This window comes from Pedobacter nanyangensis (assembly GCF_003313505.1).
Classification (GTDB): Bacteria; Bacteroidota; Bacteroidia; order Sphingobacteriales; family Sphingobacteriaceae; genus Pedobacter; species Pedobacter nanyangensis.
This window is the reverse complement of sequence record NZ_QMHO01000003.1, coordinates 424433-444262: the sequence shown is the minus strand read 5'-3', so window position 1 is coordinate 444262 and position 19830 is coordinate 424433. Positions and strand designations below refer to the sequence as shown.

16 protein-coding genes are annotated in these 19830 nt (G+C 41.2%); 12 read left to right on the top strand and 4 right to left on the bottom strand.

Annotation, left to right across the window (positions count from 1 at the left end):
* The first annotated feature begins 335 nt into the window (after positions 1-335).
* From DUT71_RS07965 to pth, 3 genes are all read left to right on the top strand, one after another.
* A complete protein-coding gene (locus DUT71_RS07965) occupies positions 336-1277 on the top strand; it encodes a ribose-phosphate pyrophosphokinase (RefSeq protein WP_113661996.1) in 942 nt (313 codons plus the stop codon).
* An 84-nt stretch (positions 1278-1361) separates the two neighbouring features.
* Positions 1362-1943 (top strand): 50S ribosomal protein L25/general stress protein Ctc, encoded by a 582-nt coding sequence (locus DUT71_RS07960; RefSeq protein ID WP_113661995.1) that lies wholly within the window; start codon positions 1362-1364, stop codon positions 1941-1943.
* Between the two features lie 139 nt (positions 1944-2082).
* Positions 2083-2643: an aminoacyl-tRNA hydrolase gene (gene pth / locus DUT71_RS07955; protein ID WP_113661994.1), complete on the top strand. Its 561-nt coding sequence runs from the start codon at positions 2083-2085 to the stop codon at positions 2641-2643.
* Between the two features lie 5 nt (positions 2644-2648).
* Here pth and DUT71_RS07950 read toward each other — a convergent pair whose 3' ends face one another.
* From DUT71_RS07950 to DUT71_RS07940, 3 genes are read right to left on the bottom strand one after another with little or no spacing between them, the layout of a single operon-like run.
* Positions 2649-4238 (bottom strand): response regulator, encoded by a 1590-nt coding sequence (locus DUT71_RS07950; RefSeq protein WP_113661993.1) that lies wholly within the window; start codon positions 4236-4238, stop codon positions 2649-2651.
* Between the two features lie 10 nt (positions 4239-4248).
* The gene (locus DUT71_RS07945; protein WP_113661992.1) at positions 4249-5070 is read right to left on the bottom strand and encodes a CheR family methyltransferase; all 822 of its coding nucleotides are present in this window, start codon (positions 5068-5070) and stop codon (positions 4249-4251) included.
* Between the two features lie 5 nt (positions 5071-5075).
* On the bottom strand, positions 5076-8570 hold the full coding sequence (locus DUT71_RS07940; RefSeq protein ID WP_113661991.1) for a response regulator: 3495 nt from the start codon (positions 8568-8570) through the stop codon (positions 5076-5078).
* A gap of 133 nt (positions 8571-8703) precedes the next feature.
* Between DUT71_RS07940 and DUT71_RS07935 the strand changes: the two genes are divergently transcribed.
* From DUT71_RS07935 to DUT71_RS07895, 9 genes are all read left to right on the top strand, one after another.
* The gene (locus DUT71_RS07935) at positions 8704-9057 is read left to right on the top strand and encodes a Spx/MgsR family RNA polymerase-binding regulatory protein (protein WP_113661990.1); all 354 of its coding nucleotides are present in this window, start codon (positions 8704-8706) and stop codon (positions 9055-9057) included.
* Between the two features lie 60 nt (positions 9058-9117).
* Positions 9118-9834: a hypothetical protein gene (locus tag DUT71_RS07930; RefSeq protein WP_113661989.1), complete on the top strand. Its 717-nt coding sequence runs from the start codon at positions 9118-9120 to the stop codon at positions 9832-9834.
* Between the two features lie 200 nt (positions 9835-10034).
* Positions 10035-12005, top strand: a complete 1971-nt coding sequence (locus DUT71_RS07925; protein ID WP_113661988.1) for a M1 family metallopeptidase — start codon at positions 10035-10037, stop codon at positions 12003-12005.
* A gap of 131 nt (positions 12006-12136) precedes the next feature.
* Complete coding sequence (locus tag DUT71_RS07920) at positions 12137-13048, top strand: glycerophosphodiester phosphodiesterase family protein (protein WP_113661987.1); 912 nt, start codon at positions 12137-12139, stop codon at positions 13046-13048.
* A 135-nt stretch (positions 13049-13183) separates the two neighbouring features.
* Complete coding sequence (locus DUT71_RS07915; RefSeq protein WP_113661986.1) at positions 13184-15994, top strand: TonB-dependent receptor; 2811 nt, start codon at positions 13184-13186, stop codon at positions 15992-15994.
* Between the two features lie 66 nt (positions 15995-16060).
* Positions 16061-16285 carry a VF530 family protein gene (locus DUT71_RS07910; protein WP_113661985.1) on the top strand — a complete coding sequence of 75 codons (225 nt, stop codon included), beginning with the start codon at positions 16061-16063 and terminating at the stop codon, positions 16283-16285.
* A gap of 4 nt (positions 16286-16289) precedes the next feature.
* Positions 16290-17021 carry a ThuA domain-containing protein gene (locus DUT71_RS07905; protein ID WP_113661984.1) on the top strand — a complete coding sequence of 244 codons (732 nt, stop codon included), beginning with the start codon at positions 16290-16292 and terminating at the stop codon, positions 17019-17021.
* A 35-nt stretch (positions 17022-17056) separates the two neighbouring features.
* Entirely contained in the window at positions 17057-18172 is a 1116-nt protein-coding gene (locus DUT71_RS07900; protein ID WP_162795981.1) for an acyloxyacyl hydrolase, read from the top strand.
* 3 nt (positions 18173-18175) lie between these two features.
* Entirely contained in the window at positions 18176-18358 is a 183-nt protein-coding gene (locus DUT71_RS07895) for a hypothetical protein (RefSeq protein WP_113661982.1), read from the top strand.
* Here the strand turns inward: DUT71_RS07895 and DUT71_RS07890 are convergent, their stop codons facing one another.
* Positions 18359-19771: a sensor histidine kinase gene (locus DUT71_RS07890; protein ID WP_113661981.1), complete on the bottom strand. Its 1413-nt coding sequence runs from the start codon at positions 19769-19771 to the stop codon at positions 18359-18361. It lies immediately after the preceding gene.
* Positions 19772-19830: the final 59 nt, after the last annotated feature.

The window sequence follows — 19830 nt, the reverse complement described above, 5'->3', positions numbered from 1 at the left end:
TAAAGAAATAGATTGATATAGAAGTTAGCGAATATTCTTATTTAACAAAAAATAACTAAATATATCTGACAATCAGTGGAGGTAGAAAATATTTTAAAAATTTTTGCGCAAGATGTTTGCAAGTATCAAAAATGTGCGTACATTTGCATTCCCTTTCAGCAATACGCTTGAGAGCGCCGCTGAAAAGGAAGATTGTCCGATAGTATAAGGGTAGTACAACGGTTTTTGGTACCGTTTGTCTTGGTTCGAATCCAGGTCGGACAACAAAATCACGTCGGGTTGTGAATGAAACCGCAACCCGATTTTTTATTAACAAGCATTGATACCCGCAAATCATGCCATTGCAATTTAACCCTGTTAAAATTTTTGCTGGAAGTGGAACCAAAGACCTTGCCAGTAAAATAGCTGAAGAATACGGTAAACCCCTCGGAAATGTTACCTTAAGTAAGTTTAGCGATGGCGAATTCCAGCCCTCATTTGATGAATCGGTTAGAGGTAGTGATGTTTTCCTAGTGCAATCTACGCACCAACCTAGTGATAATTTAATGGAGCTTTTGTTGATGGTTGATGCCGCTCGCAGAGCATCTGCGCATTACATTACCGCAGTAGTTCCTTACTATGGTTTGGCCCGGCAGGATAGAAAAGATAAGCCACGTGTGGCCATTGGCGCTAAATTGGTTGCTAATTTATTGAAAGCGGCGGGAATCCACCGTATCATGACCATGGACTTGCATGCGGCGCAAATTCAAGGTTTTTTTGATATCCCGGTGGACCACCTAGATGGAGCGGTGATTTTTGTTCCTTATATCAAAAGTTTGGGTTTAGAAAACCTAACCATCGCTTCACCAGATATGGGCGGTTCTTATAGAGCCAGAACTTTTGCCAAGTTTTTTAATGCCGAGGTGGTGATTTGTGACAAACGTCGTAAACGTGCTAATGAGATCGAATCAATGTCGATCATTGGAGATGTGACCGGACAAGATATTGTGCTGATTGATGATATTTGTGATACCGCCGGAACTTTAGCTAAGGCGGCCCAGCTGATTATGGATAATGGAGCGAAGAGCGTAAGGGCAGTATGTACTCATCCTGTACTTTCGGGTAAGGCCTACGAAACTGTCGAAAACTCGGTGCTTGAGGAATTGATCGTTACAGATACCATTCCATTGAAGCAAAGCAGCCCGAAAATTAGACAGCTGAGTACGGCAAAGTTATTTGCTAAAGCTATTGCCAGCGTAAATGAAAACGGCTCAATTAGTGAGCTTTTTAGAGTGTAATTAAAGGTGTAAGGTAAAAGGTTTAAGGCGTAAGTCTTGATACTCGATACCAAATACTTGATACTAATAAATAAATATATAAACATGAAAACTATCGCTATTAGCGGTTCTCTTAGGGAGAACGTAGGGAAACGCGATGCCAAAGAGCTTCGCTACGAAGGTAAGGTTCCCGCTGTATTGTATGGAGGTAAAGAGCAAGTGCATTTTGCTGTTACCAGAACTGATTTAAACGGAGCTATCTACTCGCCAGAAGCTAACTTTATTGAGATCAACCTTGATGGTAAAGTTGTAAAAGCTATCGTTAAGGATACTCAGTTTCACCCATTAACTGATTTGTTGTTGCACGTTGATTTTCTTCAATTGTTTGACGATAAAGAAATCACCATGGAAATCCCTGTGAAATTAACCGGAACTTCTCCAGGTGTTAAAATGGGGGGTAAATTAGTTCAAAAATTACGTAAACTACGTGTGAAAGCATTGCCTAAAAGCATGCCTCAAGTAGTTGAAGTGAGCATTGCTAAAATGGAAGTTGGGAACTTGTTCCGCGTTCGCGACCTTGAAAAAGGCGAGTACTTTGTAACCAACACTCCAGAGGATACTATCGTATCAGTAGGAATGTCAAGAGCATTGAAACAAGCAGAAAACGCCGCTAAAGGCGGTAAATAATCCAAAGATTTAGGTCTTTGATTGACAAAATAAGATGGCATTCCTTAACGGGATGCCATTTTTGTTTACAGGCATTTCGCTTACAACTTTTAACTCGTAACTTTCCACTTTTAACGGTTAACTGCTTACCTTTGCGCACATGAAATTCTTGATTGTAGGTTTGGGCAACATTGGTGCCGAATATGTAGGGACGCGTCATAACATAGGCTTTGATATTGCCGATGAACTGGTTGCTGGCTTGGAAGGTAATTTTGAGCACGGCAGGTTGGCCTATCATGCCGAAGTTTCCCACAGAGGCAAAAAACTACATGTCATTAAACCAACTACTTATATGAACCTGAGCGGGAAGGCGGTGAATTATTGGATGAAGGAACTGAAGATAGCCCCCGAAAATGTACTGGTTTTGGTTGATGATTTGGCTTTGCCGCTGGGCAAGTTGAGAATGAAACTACAGGGAAGCAGTGCGGGCCATAACGGCCTAAAAAGTATTGAGGAAGTATGCGGGGGCCAAAACTATGCCCGTTTGCGTTTTGGAATAGGCGATGATTTTCCAAAAGGTAGGCAAGCTGAATTTGTGTTGGGGCAATTTGATAAAAATGAGAAAAAAGAACTGCCCGTGCTGGTAAACAGGGCAGTAAGTATGATTAAAAGTTTTGTAACGATTGGTGCGGCCCAAACCATGACCTTGTTTAATAAATAGCCGGTTTACCTTTTGGTTAGCGTGCTAATTTTCTCATGCAGCGTGTCAATTTTAAATGGCTTGCCAATAATATCATCGGCACCAACTTCTTTGGCCGTTTCCTTGTCATGGTCCAGCACCCCGGCAGAGAAAGATATGATAGGTGTTTTTTCCTTGCCGGGAATGTGGCCAGCCCTAATCTTTTTGATCGCTTCCAACCCATTCATCACGGGCATGTAGGTGTCCATCAGGACCAAATCAAAGTGTTCTTTTTCCAAGGCATCCAGTGCTGCGGCACCGTTGGTTACCACCGTAGTTTGTACCTTCCAATCGTTCAGGATTTTTACGATAAGAAACACGTTGATCGAATTGTCTTCGGCTACCAAAACCTTTAACCCGGTAAGGGCGGCCAATTGCTCCGGTCCTTTGCCAACCTTTATCTTTTCCTCTTTCTCTACCACATTGTACCACTTGGTGAAAGAGAAGGTGCTGCCTTTTCCAAGCTCGCTTTTCACATCAAGCTCACCACCCTTAAGTTCCGCAAGTTTTTTAACGATGGAAAGGCCCAGTCCCGTGCCTCCGTAAACTCTGGTATGTACGTTTTCTACCTGCTCAAAAGAATGGAAAATGGTTTCTATATTTTCCTGCGAAATGCCAATACCAGTATCAATTACCGAAAAGCGAAGAAAAGCAGTGCTTGGTTTTTCGTCCAAAACCTCTACCTTAAAAATCACTTCACCCTCATTCGTAAATTTTACGGCATTGCTTAACAAGTTCATGAAAATTTGGTTAAGGCGCAGGGAATCAGCCATGATAAACCGAGGTACGTTATCGTCAATCAGCAGTTTTAGGCTAATATTCTTTTCAATCGCTTTAATGTTTAGCAGGTTGGCCGCTTTGGAGGCCAAATCCTTGATATCGGTTTCCGCAAAGCTGATGCTATATTTGCCAGCCTCAATTTTTGAAAGATCCAGGATGTCGTTAATTACACCCAGGAGGGAGTTGGACGATACATCAAGCAAATTGACGATTTCATTTTGCTCATCGCTAAGGGCCTCTCTTTTGAGGAGATGAACAAGGCCGATAATTCCGTTAATAGGCGTACGTATTTCATGGCTCATATTGGCCATAAAGTTCTCTTTGGCTCTTTTGCCTTGTTCGGCATCTTCCTTCGCCTTAATTAAATCAGATTGGATTTTTTCCAGCTGGAGATTTTTGGTCTTGATCTCAATCTGGGTCTTCACTAGCTGTATAAACGAATCAACTTTGGCCGAAGTGATATAGGGATCCAGTGGTTTGTATAGATAATCTACCGCTCCGGCGCTTAAACCTTTGATGGCATATTTGGGTTCCGTGGAAATAGCCGTCACGAAAATGATCAGAATATCTTGCGTACGGGCATTGTTCTTTAGGATTTCTACAAGCTCAAAACCATTCATTTCTGGCATTTGGACATCAACAAGAGCGATGGCAATTTCTTTTTCCCAGCAAATACGGAGCGCATCATTAGGCGAAGTTGTGGTAATAATATTGATGTCGTTCCTATTTAAAAGGGCTTCCAAAGCAATAATGTTTTCTTGCTTATCGTCTACAATTAAAAGGTTTATCTTGCTCATTTTAGGGAAATTAGTTAATTTTTTGGTAAATGTTGTTCTTTTTGTCGATAGCCTTGAACTTTTTGGCCAGGTGCGGGTCTCGGATGGTTTCTTTTCCCCCAAGGCAAAGAAAGCCAAAGTTGGCCAAGCTCTCGTAAAATAGGTTGATTACGCTTCTTTGCAGCTCCGGATTGAAATATATTAGCACATTTCGGCATGAAATAACCTGGAATTCATTGAATGGCCCATCGGACACCAAATTATGCATAGAGAACAGTACATTTTTTTTCAGTTGTCGGGAAATAGAGGCTGCGTCATATTGGGCAACATAATAGTTGGCCAAGGATTTTCCACCGCCCAATGCCAGGTAATTTTCAGAGTATTGCTTCATTTTTTGTAGGTCGTAAATGCCCTCTTTTGCGGTTTCTAGCACTTTATAGTTAATGTCTGTGCCGTAAAAAAAACTTCGTTTATACAAGCCCTGTTCTTCAAATAGTATCGCAAAAGAGTATAATTCCTCCCCTGTAGAGCAACCCGCATTCCAAATTTTTACATGTTGGTAGGAGCTGAGGTAGGGGATAACGTTTTCTTTAACCGATTTGAAGAATTTTGGATCACGGAACATCTCGGTTACGTTCACGGTCACCTCATTCAAAAAATCATGGAAAAAGTCCTTGTTGTTGGTTAGGGTACTTCTTAAATCAAAGAAATCCAGTCTTTTGAGCACCATGATCCTATTGATCCTTCTTTTTAAGGATGCCCTGGAATATCCATCAAAATCGAAGCCATAGATGTTTCTGGTTACCGAAATGATTTCTTCTAGTTGTTCGTCTGTAATCGCGTCTTTTGTCATGTTCTCTAGCTTAGCCAAACCCTCAACATCGAAAGTAGTTTGTCGATATCTACGGGTTTAGAAATGTAATCGCTGGCTCCGGCCTCTATACATTTTTCGCGGTCGCTTTTCATGGCTTTGGCAGTGAGGGCAATTACGGGCAGGTTGGCCAAATGTCGCTGCGCCCTTATTTTCCGCATGGCTTCATAACCGTCCATTTCCGGCATCATAATATCCATCAGCACTAAATCTATTTCCGTATGCTGTTCCAGTTTTTCAAGTGCCTCTATACCGTTATTCGCAATGAGCACTTTTATTTTATAATCCTGTAGTGCCGATGATAGGGCGAAAATATTTCGCATATCATCATCGGTAATCAAAATGGTTTTATTTTCAAGCGCTTTTTCGATGGTTGGAGCATAATTTTTGGGGGTTTTGGCAATTTTGGGCAGTTCTTCTCTGCTGGGAGCATCGGCTTGTAGCTTGTTCATAAAAAGGCTTACCTCGTCCAGCAGCCTATCATTGGATTTGTTGCTTTTTAACACCATCGCCTGCGAATACCGCATGATGCTGGACATTTTGTCCTTGTCAAGTTCCATGGCCGTGTTAATGATCACCGGAACCTCCTTGGTATCTGGATTGGATTTAATTTCGTCCAACAAGTCGAAACCAGAAATATCAGGCAGTTTCAAATCTAAAATGATGCAATCGAAAGTACTTTCTTCCAGCATTTGCCTAGCTTCGGCTCCGGTATATGCCTGTGACACCTTAGCGCCTTTTTTGATGAGCTGCTCGGTGAGCTCGTTACTTTGCAATACTTGGTCTTCAATAACCAGTACGTTATGGAAATCATATTTGTACTGATTGGAAAGCAGTTCAAAGGCATGATCAAGCTTTTCTTTCTCTACGGGTTTTTTAAGGAAACCGATAGCGCCCTCTTTTTTGGCTTTGGCGGGTTTTTCGTCGCCAGCCGACATCATGTGGATGGGGATGTGTTGGGTTGCCGGATTAGCCTTCAGTTTTTTAAGGATCGTCCACCCATCCATTACTGGCAGCATTACGTCCAATACAATTGCGTCGGGCAGTTCCGAAATGGCCAATTCAAGCCCTTTATCTCCACTGTGTGCTAAAATTGGCTCAAAACCTTTCTCAATGGCATAGGCTTTCAAAATTTCGGCAAAGTTTTCGTCATCTTCCACAATCAGCAGTTTGTTGCCATTACTCAGTTTCAGCGGAACAATCTCGATGTTTTCTGAGATACTTGCCGTTGCCGCTACGGCAAGGTCGATAATGTTATCTTTTTCAGTGGTTGTTTTTAAAGCGTTTTCCAGGGCCAAATCCTGCGGGATAAGTAGCGTAAAGGTACTGCCTACCCCAACTTCGCTGGTTAATTGTATTTCCCCGCCCAATAAATTAGCCAGCTCTCTGCTGATTGACAGTCCTAAGCCTGTGCCGCCATATTTTCTACTGGTTGATCCGTCTTCTTGTTGAAAAGCCTCGAAAATGATTTGTTGTTTATCCTTGGAAATACCTATTCCACTATCGTTAACGGCAAAATAAATCGGGCTTTTATCGAGCTCCAGAAGCGACTTGTTGTATTTGATCTGTTCTTTTTGCGCTAATCCAACCTCAACGCTCACTTTTCCTCCTTTCCGGGTAAATTTAAAGGCGTTGGATAGGAGGTTTTTGACCACTTGTTCAAGCCTCGTTTGATCGGTAGCTATAGTGCTGGGAATGTTATCCTTGATGTTAAAATTAAACTGTATCTCTTTCTGTTTGGCCAGTTCGTTGAACAGCGACTCAATTTGTGCCTTTATTGCCGTAGGCTTAACCTGTTCGATCACCAGATCTACCTTGCCCGATTCAATTTTTGATAGATCTAAAATATCATTGATGAGCGCCAATAAATCTGAGCCGGCGTTATGGATTACCCCCGCATACTTGATTTGTTCTTCTGAAAGATTGTTGAGCTTATTTTCTTTTAAAATCCTGGCCAAGATGAGAATACTGTTGAGCGGCGTACGCAATTCGTGGCTCATGTTTGCCAAAAACTCAGATTTGTACCTGCTGCTTAACTCCAGTTCGGCCGCTTTTAATCCAATGGCTTCCTTAGCTTGGTTAATGGAAGCATTTTTTTCCTCAAGTAATTGCGCTTTTTCCTCAAGTTCTGAATTGGCTTGCTGCAGTTCTTCTTGTTGTACTCTTAGTTCTTCTTCAGAAGCCTGTAGTTCTTCAGTTTTATGGATGAGGTCTTCATTGGTTACGCGAAGCTCTTCTTGCTGGCTGATCAGCTCCTCGGCCTGTTGCTGGGTTTTTTCGAAAAGCTCTTGCAATTTTACCTTAGCTACCATGCTATTTACAGCAATGCCGATATCGGTGGCAATTTTCTCTAAAAAAATGAGGTGTGCTTCAAGGGGCTCATGAATTAGGCCAATTTCTAAAACGGCAATCGTTTCCTCTTCAAACAACACCGGTAGACATAAGATATGGCTTGGGTTGGCATTGCCCAAAACCGAACTGATTTTGATATAGCCATCTGGAACCGGACTAAATACCCTTATCTTTTTTTCCAGAGCAGTTTGTCCGGCCAGGCCTTCTCCAAAATGATATTTCCTGCCGGCTAAATTTTCGTGGATAGCAAAGGTGCCTCTAACAGATAGTGTTTTTTGCGAGCGGTTTGCCAAATAAAAAACCCCAACTGGGAAATTTAATATGTTGCAAATGGATGAAATGATGTTCTGCGCCAATTGGTCCATGTTAAACTCGCCCCTCATCACATCATTTACCCTTGCCTCGCTGCTTAACAGCCAGTTGTGCTGCTCATTTTTTGCAGATAACTCCTGCAACTCCGCATTTGTCAGGAGAATGTGTTTCTCCGTTTCCTTTTGCTGGTCAAAAGTTTTTCTAATATACCTTAACAGGAATAAAATCAAGCCGAAAATAATGAGGGCACTTAAGCTAACAATAATAATGGTTTGATTGCTTCTGGCCGCCATTACCGCCCTTCTTTCACCTAGCAAACGATATTCTTCCGCCGTCATCAAATCGGCAAATTGCAATAGTTTATTTTTATAGATGCGGCCTTTGTCGGTTAAAATATGCTGTTTTGCGGCTTCAAAACCAAGCGTACCTGTTTTGGTCATGATTTGCTTCATGTCCGCGGTTTTAAGCCCTGCATACATGGCCATACTATCAATTTTCGCTTCCTGAACGCTATTATCGCCTACCAAATTCTGTAGTTTTTCAACTAAAGGCATTATTTTATCAATGCTTTTTACGTAAGGCTCGCGATAGTATTCTTTCTCGGTAAGCACGTACCCCCTCAGGCCGGTTTCCGCATTGAGCAGTTCAATTTCCAAACGCTCGGCGGTTTTAGTAACCTCTTGTGTATGTTCTACCCAATTATAACTATCGTTTAAAGATTTGAAACTTAGATAAGAAGCAACAGCAGAAATGAAAACAAAGACGAGGGAAACCGCAAATCCGGTAAGTATTTGCTGTTTAAAGGACAGTTTTAGCATAAGCCACTTCTTTTAAAAATATGGCTAAGATAGTTATAAATGGAATATTGCTATAATGTAAAATGAATTCCACAAAATATAGCTATCCAACAAAGCCACGGTTTTGTTAACTTAGCCAGCTAATGCAAATAAAATGATAAAACTATACGGCATCCCCAATTGTAATACAGTAAAGAAAGCGCAGGATTGGCTGAAAAATAATCAGGTTGAATATGAATTTCACGACTTTAAAAAGAATGGAGCTGATCCGGCCAAGCTTACCGAGTGGTTTAATATTTTTGGCTGGGAAAAGGTGATCAACAAAGCTGGACTTACTTTTAAGAAATTAAGCAAGGAAGAACAGGCCAATATTAATTCGCCAGATCGGGCCATTGCTTATTTGTTGGCCAATACCAGTGCTATCAAAAGACCAATTGTTGAAGTAGATGAACAGGCGGTTTTGCTTGGTTTTAAAGAAGATGAATATCAGCATTGCTTTAAAAAGTAATTTGCGTGTTAAATTTTGTTAAAAGGATTAGTTAGTGCGTAAAGCACCTTAAATTTGAATATGTTAAAGAAATTATCTTTATTGGCTTTTTTATTATTGCCGTTTTTTGTGCAAGCGCAAACTTATATGACGGGAAACGTTTTCGATAATGAACAGCGTAGTACCGCATTACAGGGCGTAGCTGTACGCAATCTTGCTACAAAAGCGGTGGTATTTACCGATAAGGATGGCCACTATGCTATTCCTGCTAAAACGGGCGACTTGCTTACTTATGCACTGGTAGGGTATCAAACAGATACTGTTTATTTGGTCAATCTTTTCCCCAAGAATACTTACTTAAGAATGGCGATAAATAATTTGAACCCCGTAAACATTACCACCACTAAAGTTTCGCCATTTTTAGATGCCAAAGATGCAGAAGCTACCCCCGCCCGTAGGGTAGATTATTCCAAAAACAGGGGCGGACTGCGTTTGGGCCTAGGTTATGGTAAATGGCGCAGGCAGCAGGAAAAAGAGCAGAAATTGGAAGAAGCAGCAGATATTAACGAAGAAATTTCCAAGAACTTTAATAAGGAAGTGATACAAAAGCTAGTAAAGTACAAAGAGAAGGACCTGGACGATTATATTGGCATGTACAGGCCAACCATAGATCAGGTTAAGGCTGAAAAGCCATTTAACTATACGCTTTATATTGCCACTACTTTCAGCGAGTGGCAAAAGTTGCCGGCAGATGCCCGTAAGTTGCCCCCGTTGCCTAAATTAAAAGGAAATAACTAAAAAAGTTTAGAATCCCGAACTTACCAGAAACAGATGTGAAAACTGTAACTCTGGTGTTGGGATAAGCTTTGGCCTGGCTACCAAACAAGCTCCTAAAAAAGTACGTGTTATGTTAAAACCGGCTCTCGGTAATATTCGTGTGCTATTTTTGCATATTACTTCTTTTAGGATAACTTAGCATTATAATATCAGACATAAACATGCGGAAAACATTTTCTAAAACCTTAGTGGTACTGCTTACCCTTTTATGCGGACAATTAAGTTTCGCCCAAGATAAGCCAGTAACCAAGTACGTGCCAGAAGAAGCTTTTGGACCTCTTTTTTATACCCAAAACGGTAACGAATACCGCTCGGCAAGCGGGGCTCCAGGGCCTAAATATTGGCAAAACCGGGCCGATTATAACATTAGTGCCAGCTTGGATGAAGCAACTAGCCGAGTAAAGGCCACTATAACAATTACTTATAGAAACAATAGCCCGGAGAAACTACCCTATTTATGGTTGCAGTTAGATCAGAATTCTTTTGATGGAAAATCAAGAGGACTTGCCATTACCCCAGCCCGTAGCAGGTACGGCGCCCAAGGGGAGAAATTTAAAGGTGGTTACGAAATCAGCAATGTTTCTGTTTCACAAAAAGCAAAGCCCGTAAAATTTACTTCGTTGGTAGAAGATACCCGGATGCAAATTCGCTTAGACCAACCTATGGCTGCCAACGGAGACATTGTAGTGATCAAAATGGATTATGCGTATACAATTCCAGTGCTGGGCTCAGATAGAACTGGGCACTTGGCAACCCAAAATGGAGAAATATTTGCCATTGCCCAGTGGTTTCCTCGGATGTGTGTTTTTGATGATGTGCTGGGATGGAATACCCTTCCTTACTGGGGAGCTGGTGAATTTTATTGCGAGTATGGCGATATTAATTTTGACGTGACTGTGCCGGCAAGCCACATTGTGATGGGGTCAGGCGAATTGTTGAACCCTCAGGAAGTGTTTACCGCCGAACAATTGAAGCGCTGGAACGAAGCTAAAAATAGTGATAAAACAATCCATATCCGATCAGAAGCCGAAGTGACAGATCCCAAATCCCGTCCAGCAAAAGATAAATTAACTTGGAAATTTAAAATCAACAATACCCGCGATGCCGCTTGGGCTTCCTCAAAAGCATTTGTATTGGACGCCGCCAGGATTAACCTGCCAAGTGGCAAAAAATCTTTAGCCGTTTCTGCCCATCCAGTTGAAAGCAATGGTGCTGATGGCTATGGAAGGGGTGTTGAATATGTAAAAGCCTCCATTGAGCACTACTCTAAAATGTGGTACGAATATCCATATCCAATGGCCGTAAACGTGGCAACCAATATTGGCGGTATGGAATATCCTGGTATCGTGTTTTGTGGTTGGAAAGCGAAAAAGGCAGATGCTTGGGGAGTAATTGATCATGAGTTTGGCCACATTTGGTTCCCCATGATTGTGGGCTCTAACGAACGCAAATTTGGATGGATGGACGAGGGTTTCAATACCTTTATCAATGATCTTTCAAGTACTGAATTTAACAATGGTGAATATAAGCCGCGTCAAATGAATATGAACGCTATTGGTAAACAATTTATCGGAAACCCTAAATATGAAAATATGATGCTTATGCCCGATGGAATGGCCGAGGCTAACATTGGGGTTAACCTATATTTTAAGCCAAGTTGGGCATTACATATTCTAAGAGACCAGATTTTGGGCAAAGACCGGTTTGATTTTGCGTTCAGGCAATACATTCACCAATGGGCTTACAAGCACCCAACGCCTTATGATTTTTTCCGTACGATGGAAAATGCCGCAGGCGAAGATTTAAGCTGGTTCTGGAAAAGCTGGTTCCTTAATAACTGGAAAATGGATCAGGGTATTGCAGAAGTAAAACAAGTGAATAGTAACGGATTTGCAGGTTATACGATCAAAGTTGACAACCTAGATAAAATGCCCATGCCAATTATTTTGGGCATTAAAACCAAAAGTGGTAAAACAGATGTTGTAAAAGTCCCTGTAGATGTTTGGATGAAAAACACAAGCTGGATCGTAAGGTATCCAACTACTGACGAAGTTGTTGAAGTGGTGATAGACCCTCAGCAAGTTTTCCCTGATAGTAATGTAGAAAATAATAAGTGGACTGCCGGCAATTAATTAAAGCAGTTAAACAATCTGTTAAATCCCGTAAGTTTACTTGCGGGATTTTTTTATTAAAGATTTCATAACCGGGAGCGCAATTGAACTTCATTCGATTTGTTTAGTATTGCACCCACGAAATAAAGAATATGAGAAATAAGATTTTTGGCATTTTAATGCTGCTAACGGCCCAGTTTAGCTATGGACAACAAAAAAATAACGAGATAGCCGCCGTTTCGAAACTGCTTTTTGAACCTAAAAGTAAAGAGGTATTGGTTGTAGTGCATAGGGGCGATTGGAGAAATGCTCCCGAAAATTCAATCAAAGCAATTGAAAATACCATAAAAATGGGAGCAGATATGGTGGAGATCGATATCCAAAAAACTAAAGATGGCCATTTAGTTTTAATGCATGACAAAACCTTAAATAGAACCACGAATGGAAAGGGAAATGTTGCGGATCTTACCTTGGAAGAAATTAAAAAGCTTCATCTCAAAAGCGGAATAGGGATAGAAACCCACCACAAAATACCTACGCTCGAGGAAGCCATGCTGGTGGCTAAAGACAGGATCTTCGTGAATATTGATAAGGGTTACAATCACTTTGAGGAGGTTTATAAAATATTGGAGCGCACCGGCACCTTGAAACAAACCGTAGTAAAAAGTGGAGGCAATTATGATAAAGTGATCTCTGAAAAAGGTAAAGCATTCTTTGACCAGGTTGTTTTCATGCCAGTGGTAAATTTAGACAAGCCCAATGCCGCCACCATTATCCGTAATTATAGTGCTAAAATGAAGCCTGTAGCATTTGAATTGGTATTTAGCAGCGATACCTCGAAAATCATCAACCAGTTTGAACAGCTCAAAAACACCGGTTCCAGAGTTTGGGTAAATACCTTATGGCCAAGTTTAAATGCAAATCATCATGATGATTTGGCCGTTGACGAAGGGAATTTAAAAGACAGCTGGGATTGGATTATCGCTAAAGGCGTAAATATGATCCAAACCGATAGGCCGCAGGAATTATTGCAGTACCTTAGAGGGAAAAAACTGCATCGATAAGTTGGTTTAACGAGTGGCCAGTACTGAATGTGACAGCTTTTTGAAATTATTTTCAAAAAAACTGTCACATTTTGTTTCCCGCTGCGTCTTGTACATGAAGGTTGCGATAGCCCCTTTATTAACCAAAAAACTTTAATGAAAAAGAGCTTATTTTTTATCTTCTGCTGCCTATTAACTACGAAAGTCTTCGCACAAAATCATCGTTTGAGCGGTAAAGTCCTATCTGCGGCAAATAACGAGCCCATCGGCTATGCCGCCGTATTACTAACCGAACAATCAGATTCGACCAAAAGAAACGGAGCGCTTACCAGCCATAACGGAGACTTTTTGCTTAAGGATTTGAAAAATGCTAAGTATCAGCTAAAAATATCGGCCTTGGGCTATAAGACAATTGTAAAACCTATCGAAATTAACGGTAAGGATTTGGCATTGGGCACTTTAACCATGAGCGAGGATGCAGTATCGCTAAAGGAAATAAATGTAACCGGGCAACAGGCCAACGTAAAAATTAAAGCAGATACCATTGAATATAATGCCGGGGCGTTTAAAACCCAGCCCAATGCCGCAGTGGAAGAGCTGTTGAAGAAATTGCCAGGCGTAGAAATAGATCGAGATGGCAATATCCTGGTGCAGGGGCAAAAAGTTTCCCGATTAACGGTTGATGGAAAAGATTTTTTTGGTACAGACCCTAAAACCGCCACCAAAAACCTGCCTGCAGATGCTATTGCTAAGGTACAGGTAATTGATAGTAAAACACAAGAAGCAAAAGCTACGGGGATAGATGACGGACAACGTGAAAAAGTATTGAACCTAACCATTAAGGAAGATAAAAAGCGAGGTTGGTTTGGGAACGCTAACTTGTACGGGGGCACTACAGATAGGTATAACGGCTATTTGAGCGCAAACCATTTTAACAAAAACCTACAGTTTGCCATATTGGGGATGAGCAACAACGTGAGCAATTCAAGTTTCCAATTTGAAGATCTTAACAGCTTTACAGGTGGAAACATCGGCAATATTTTTGCCCCGCCTGCAGGCGGTAGCTTTTCTGTGAGTGTAAACAACGGCCGTACAACCATTGGAGGCTCAGGTGTATTTGACAATAGTGCCATTGGCGAAGTGACCACGCATAGCGGAGGACTTAATTACAGCAATAGTTGGGGGAAAAATAATAAGTTGGCCATTAGTGGCAGCTATTTCACCTATTTCTCCAAAGGGATAGGCAACAGGATATCAAGTATCCAGGATATTAACCAGGATGATGTACTGCGAACCCAGGAAGCTTTAAACCGCAACTCGGATAATGAAGCGCATCGTTTTAACTTCAAATTGGAGTATCATCCCGACTCGCTTACGGACATCACGTTCAGGCCGAATGTAATCCTCAATTACACCAGGAATATGAACATCAAAAACTTTAATTCAAACTTTGATGCCGCTGGCAAAAATAACGATGGCAACCAATATTTTAACCAGAAAAGCAGTACGCCAGCACTTTTTGGAGAATTTTCCGCACTGCGTCGTTTTGGCAAAGGTTCTATTTCCTTAAGGTTAAATGGAACTCAGAATACCTACAACACCAATTGGACCAATAAATCTTTGATCAATGCCTATACCAACGGTGTGCAGGATGCCAAAACGATAGATCAGCTGGCCGACCAAGAAAACGTAGCCAAAACTTATACCGCTAACCTTAATTATATGCGTCAGCTAAATAAAAAATGGAGCGCCAATGTAGGCTATATCTACAACCAAAGTGTGGTTGATGCCCAGCAGTTTACCTTAGATTATAACGACGTTACAGCTCGATATGAAATTGTTGTTCCCGATTTGTCGAACAGCATAGATAATAAGAACTGGTTGCAGGCTGCAAGGTTTGGCCTTATTCATACCCGCACACAGTGGACCTACAATTTTGGCTTTGGATTGCAAGAAACAGGTTTGGATGCCACAACTTATAATGTTTTGGGAAATAGCACAAATCATTTGGATAAAAAGTACTACAATATTTTGCCCAGATTGAGCATTAATTTTAAAAATAAAGCCAACCATACCATACAGCTCAATTATAATTCTTCCGTAAATCTACCTTCGGTGACTGATTTACAGCCTGTACAAAACAATACCAATCCACTTTACCAACGAATGGGCAATCCAAATTTAGCCGCAGCTAAAAACCATCGGATGTCCATCAACTTTAATACATTTAGTGCCGATAACAATAAATATTGGAATGGATATTTCCTGATCAATTATGCTTTTGACGATATTGGTAACAGTGTGAGCTACGTAGACGGCGTGCAGTATGTGCAACCCAAAAATGTAGATGGCAACTACTTTATCAGGACCGGAACTTTCTTTGGGCAGCCTACAAAAATAAAAGGTTTGAGAATGGGATATGGGCTTAACTTATTTATGTCGCATACTTCTTCGTTTATCAGTGCAGAAAAAAATATTACCAATAGGTACAATGTTGGGCCAAATACCAACTTTAGTTACGATATAGACAATAAATTGAACACCGGCATTTATCTGGGCGTGCAATACAGCAGAGTGAATAATTCGCTGCCAGCGGCAATTGATAATAAATATTTCAGTTTTTTCAACAACGCAGTCTTAAGTTGGGAGTTTGTGAAGAACCTGCGCATTAGCGCCGAGCTGCAACATAATGGCACGGCGGGCAGGGCCGATGGTTTTAATAACCATGTTTTTTTACTAAATGCTGGCCTTGAACAGTACCTGATGCAGCGAAAAATAACCTTGGCAATTAGAGGTTTTGATATCCTGAACCAAAATACAAATATTGATAGGATCGTAAATGCTAGCCGTATGGAAGATGTTCGTTTTAATACAGTTACACGTTATTTTTACTTTTCGTTAAACTATAAGATATCCAGAGCGGGAGCTACCACTACTCGTTCAAACCCTCGTAATACGGTTGGATAGTTACAATTGATTAAAAGGATTGGCCAATGTAGCTTTGCAATTACGCCAATCCTCTTAACTTTGTGCATGGACCATATCCAACAAAAAAATAATCCATTGCACGGCAAGACACTAGCGCACGTGGTAACCCGCCTGAGCGAGCATTACGGCTGGGCAGAGCTTGGCTATCTTTTACGTTTCAACTGTTTCATCAAAGATCCCAGCGTTAATTCCAGCCTAAAATTTCTGCGCAAGCAAGCGTGGGCCCGCAAACAGGTTGAGCAACTTTATATCGACACCTTTAATCACTAAGCAAATGAAATTTGTACTTGCCACAGTTCTAGCCTTTACGCTGTTTTTTTATCCCAAGGAATTAAACGCAAAAAGCAAAAAGGAAAATAAGTTGCTTATTTTTTCATTGACCAAAAGTTATCGCCACAAATCCATTAAGGATGGCATCGTGGCCATTAGGGCGCTTGCGGCAAATAATGGATTTGAAGTAGACACCACCGAAAGCGTAAATAGCTTCACCTTGGAGAATTTGTCAAGATATAAAGCATTGATTTTTTTAAACCCAACCGGTTCCAATGTTTTTACGGAAGAACAAAAACAAGCACTCAAAAGCTATATCAATAAAGGAGGAGGTTTAGTAGGCATACATGCCGCTACAGATTTCTGTTTTGAGTGGGAGTGGTATGGAAATATGATAGGGGCTTTTTTCACGGATCACCCAAAAGTGCAGCAAGCTAAACTGGTTGTGGTGAAACCAAAAGATAGGCTCATGAAAGATATTCCCCAAAGCTGGCTGCACACTGATGAATGGTATAACTTCAAGTCCTTTAATCCTGAGGTGAAGGTATTGATGAGGGTAGATGAAAGCTCTTATCAAGGCGGAAAAATGGGCGAATTTCATCCTATAGTTTGGTATCATAAATTTGAAGGCGGGCGGATATTCTATACCGGGCTTGGCCACACGCCCGAAGCCTACACCGATCCATTGTTTTTAAAGCAACTTTTAGCCGGCATTAAATGGGCAATGCGCAAATAATTTATATTTTTGGGCAATATAAACCCTTCAAAACAATGTCTTTCCGTTCTTGCCGATTGCTAAGCCATGTCACGCTGCTCGTATTTGTGATCGGCGTGTTTACCGTTAGCGCTCAAAACAATGCGCATAGTTTAGAGTTGAACCTGCAGCGATCTATTGATAATTTCAGTGCCAACAAAAATTTTCTACAGGGAAGTGCCTATGGCGGGGAGCTTATTTACCACTATAACGTGAACAGAAAGCCACAAAAATGGTCAAGTGACTTGGGGATAAAAAGCATTGATGTTATTTTCAACTACAAGCGCATGGGCAATGTAACCCGAACTGCAAATCCGCAAAAGGGCGAGTTTGGAGACACCTATGGTTTACTTGGCGGGCTAACTTTCCCGCTGCTCCAGGTAAGTAAGGCTGAGCTGGCATTTACCCCAGGTTTTGGCATATTGTATGCTGGCCAATCTTGGTTTAGCAACCAAAACCCTATTGTAGGTAGCCGCCTTAATTTTGGGCTCAAAGCCGGTTTAAAGGCCAGTGTGCCTATCGGCGAAAAAACGGCTGTTTCAGCAAATCTTGATGTGCTGCACTATTCGAACGGAGGTAGTAGGGTGCCAAATAATGGATTGAATACCGTGAGTATAGGCTTGAGCGTAACCCGGGCGTTAAACAATAATGTTGAAGCAGAAGCACCTTCGTTTGCAGGCGAGGACTACAAAAAGCACACTTTTGATTTGGGAATCAATGTTGGCCGAAGAGGGGTATTTCAAAGTAGGGATGGTTTGTATCGGACGGGTATTTACGGCGGATATAACTATCGTTTAACCTCATATCTAGGTTTAGGCGCAGGTGTGGATGCCGTTTATTATCATACAATATACGACCCCCAACGTAATCTGGAAACTTATCAGTCGAAGGCCTCGTCTTTCGACAGATGGCGTGTGGGGGCTGCCATTGGACCAGATTTATGGATGGGCAGGCTCGCCTTTATGGCAAAATATGGCTACTATATACACTACAATAGCTTATTGCCCGTTAAAACCTATTGGACTGCCGGGGCCAAATATAAATTGAACAGCTGGTTGGGCCTACAATCAAAAATATACATTCATCAAACCGAAGCCGATTATGTAGGCTTTGGATTAATGTTTACCAAATAAACAATGATTAGACTGACCGAAGAAACCCCCTCAGAAGTGCTTAACGATATCAAAGAGGGCGACCTGGTAACCGATACGTTTAGCAAAACCGGCTTGGTAGAAAGTATATCCATGGTTGATGATGGTTTATACCGTATCTACAGCTTTACCCTGGTTACCGGCCGAGTGATTACGATCAAGAAATGATTAAACCAGCGTAGGAATTTTTACAGAAAACGTACTTCCTACACCATTAGCAGAATGCACATTGATTTCTCCATCTAATTTATTGATCATTTCTTTAACCAAGTAAAGCCCTATGCCACTACCCTTGTTGTGATGGGTGGTTACGTAAAACATATTGAATATTTTAGCTTGGTGCTCCTGCTTAATTCCAATGCCGTTATCTTCAAATGTTAAGCGCAATATGCCGTGGGCAACTTCACCAGAAATGCTGATAAATGCTTTTTCTTTATTGGGATCTGCGTACTTAATGGCATTTGAAATCAGATTTCTGCAAATGATGTCCAGCCTAAAGGCATCAATAGAGATAGTCGTGTCTTCCACATCAAGCTTAAGGTCAATCTTGATGTCGCCACTATGTTCAAGGTCTTGGGAAAGATGCAGGAAAAAGGAGGGTAAATGTATTTCCTCGATGTGTAGGTCTGTCCTGTTGTTTTTGGAGAACTGAATGATTTTTAGGATGAAATCATCCTGTCTGAAAAGGATCCGCTTCATCAACGAAAAGTATTGATGGCGTTGCTGTGGGTCCTGTTCTACTTCGGCCAATGCAATAATGCCCATTAGCGAAGTAATGGGCGACCGCAGGTCGTGCGAAACGCTATGGGTAAAAAGGTCCAGCTCCTCATTGGTTTTAATAAGCGCCTTGTTTTGGGCCATGGTATCTTTTTGTAACACCGAAAGTTTGTGGATGTACTTTACGGAAATACCTACAATGCAGATAAAGACAATGAAGGCCATCAAGGTGTTGATGGTAAGTACCGTTTTATTTACCAATCTTGAGTTTTCCGTTAAAGTTTCGTCAAACTCGTTTCCTTTTTGAGTAAGCAGTTTGCAGGTTTCATCAATGGCAAGTGCCAGTTGTTCCTTTTCGTACAAACTGAGGATAGTTTTGTGCTTGATGAGCCGGTCTATGTCTTTTCCCTGTTTTTCAAGGCTGATCACAAGCTGGTCGGCCGCTTTCCAAATAGTAATAGCTTTTTCGAACTGCGATAGCGATTTGAAGTTCCTGTAAACCCAAATGATATTGTCCACATCTTCGGGGATATTTTTGCCAAGCAATAAATGTTTTTTTACAATGGCTTGATTCAGGTTCCTATCCAGGGAAATTCTCGCCAAACTATCGTTGATAGGGACCTGAAGCTGTGCTAAGAAATTGGCGTAGTAGGATGGGTTTGAGGTAAAGACATAATTGGTGAGCTGTCTGGAGGCCTCTTGCTGCGCCTTCATGTAAATAGACTCTCCTGAGGTAAAGGCCCTAATCCCATCTATGGCCTTAAGTCCATAATGGTTCAGGCTAACAATTAGGGCAATAGAAATAAATATGCATATTACATAATTATATATAATACGTTTGGTTGGTTTTACAACAACATTCATCTGAGCGTAGTAGGAGAGCGGTTTTAGGTTTATAAGTTAAATATATAAAAAGTAACCGT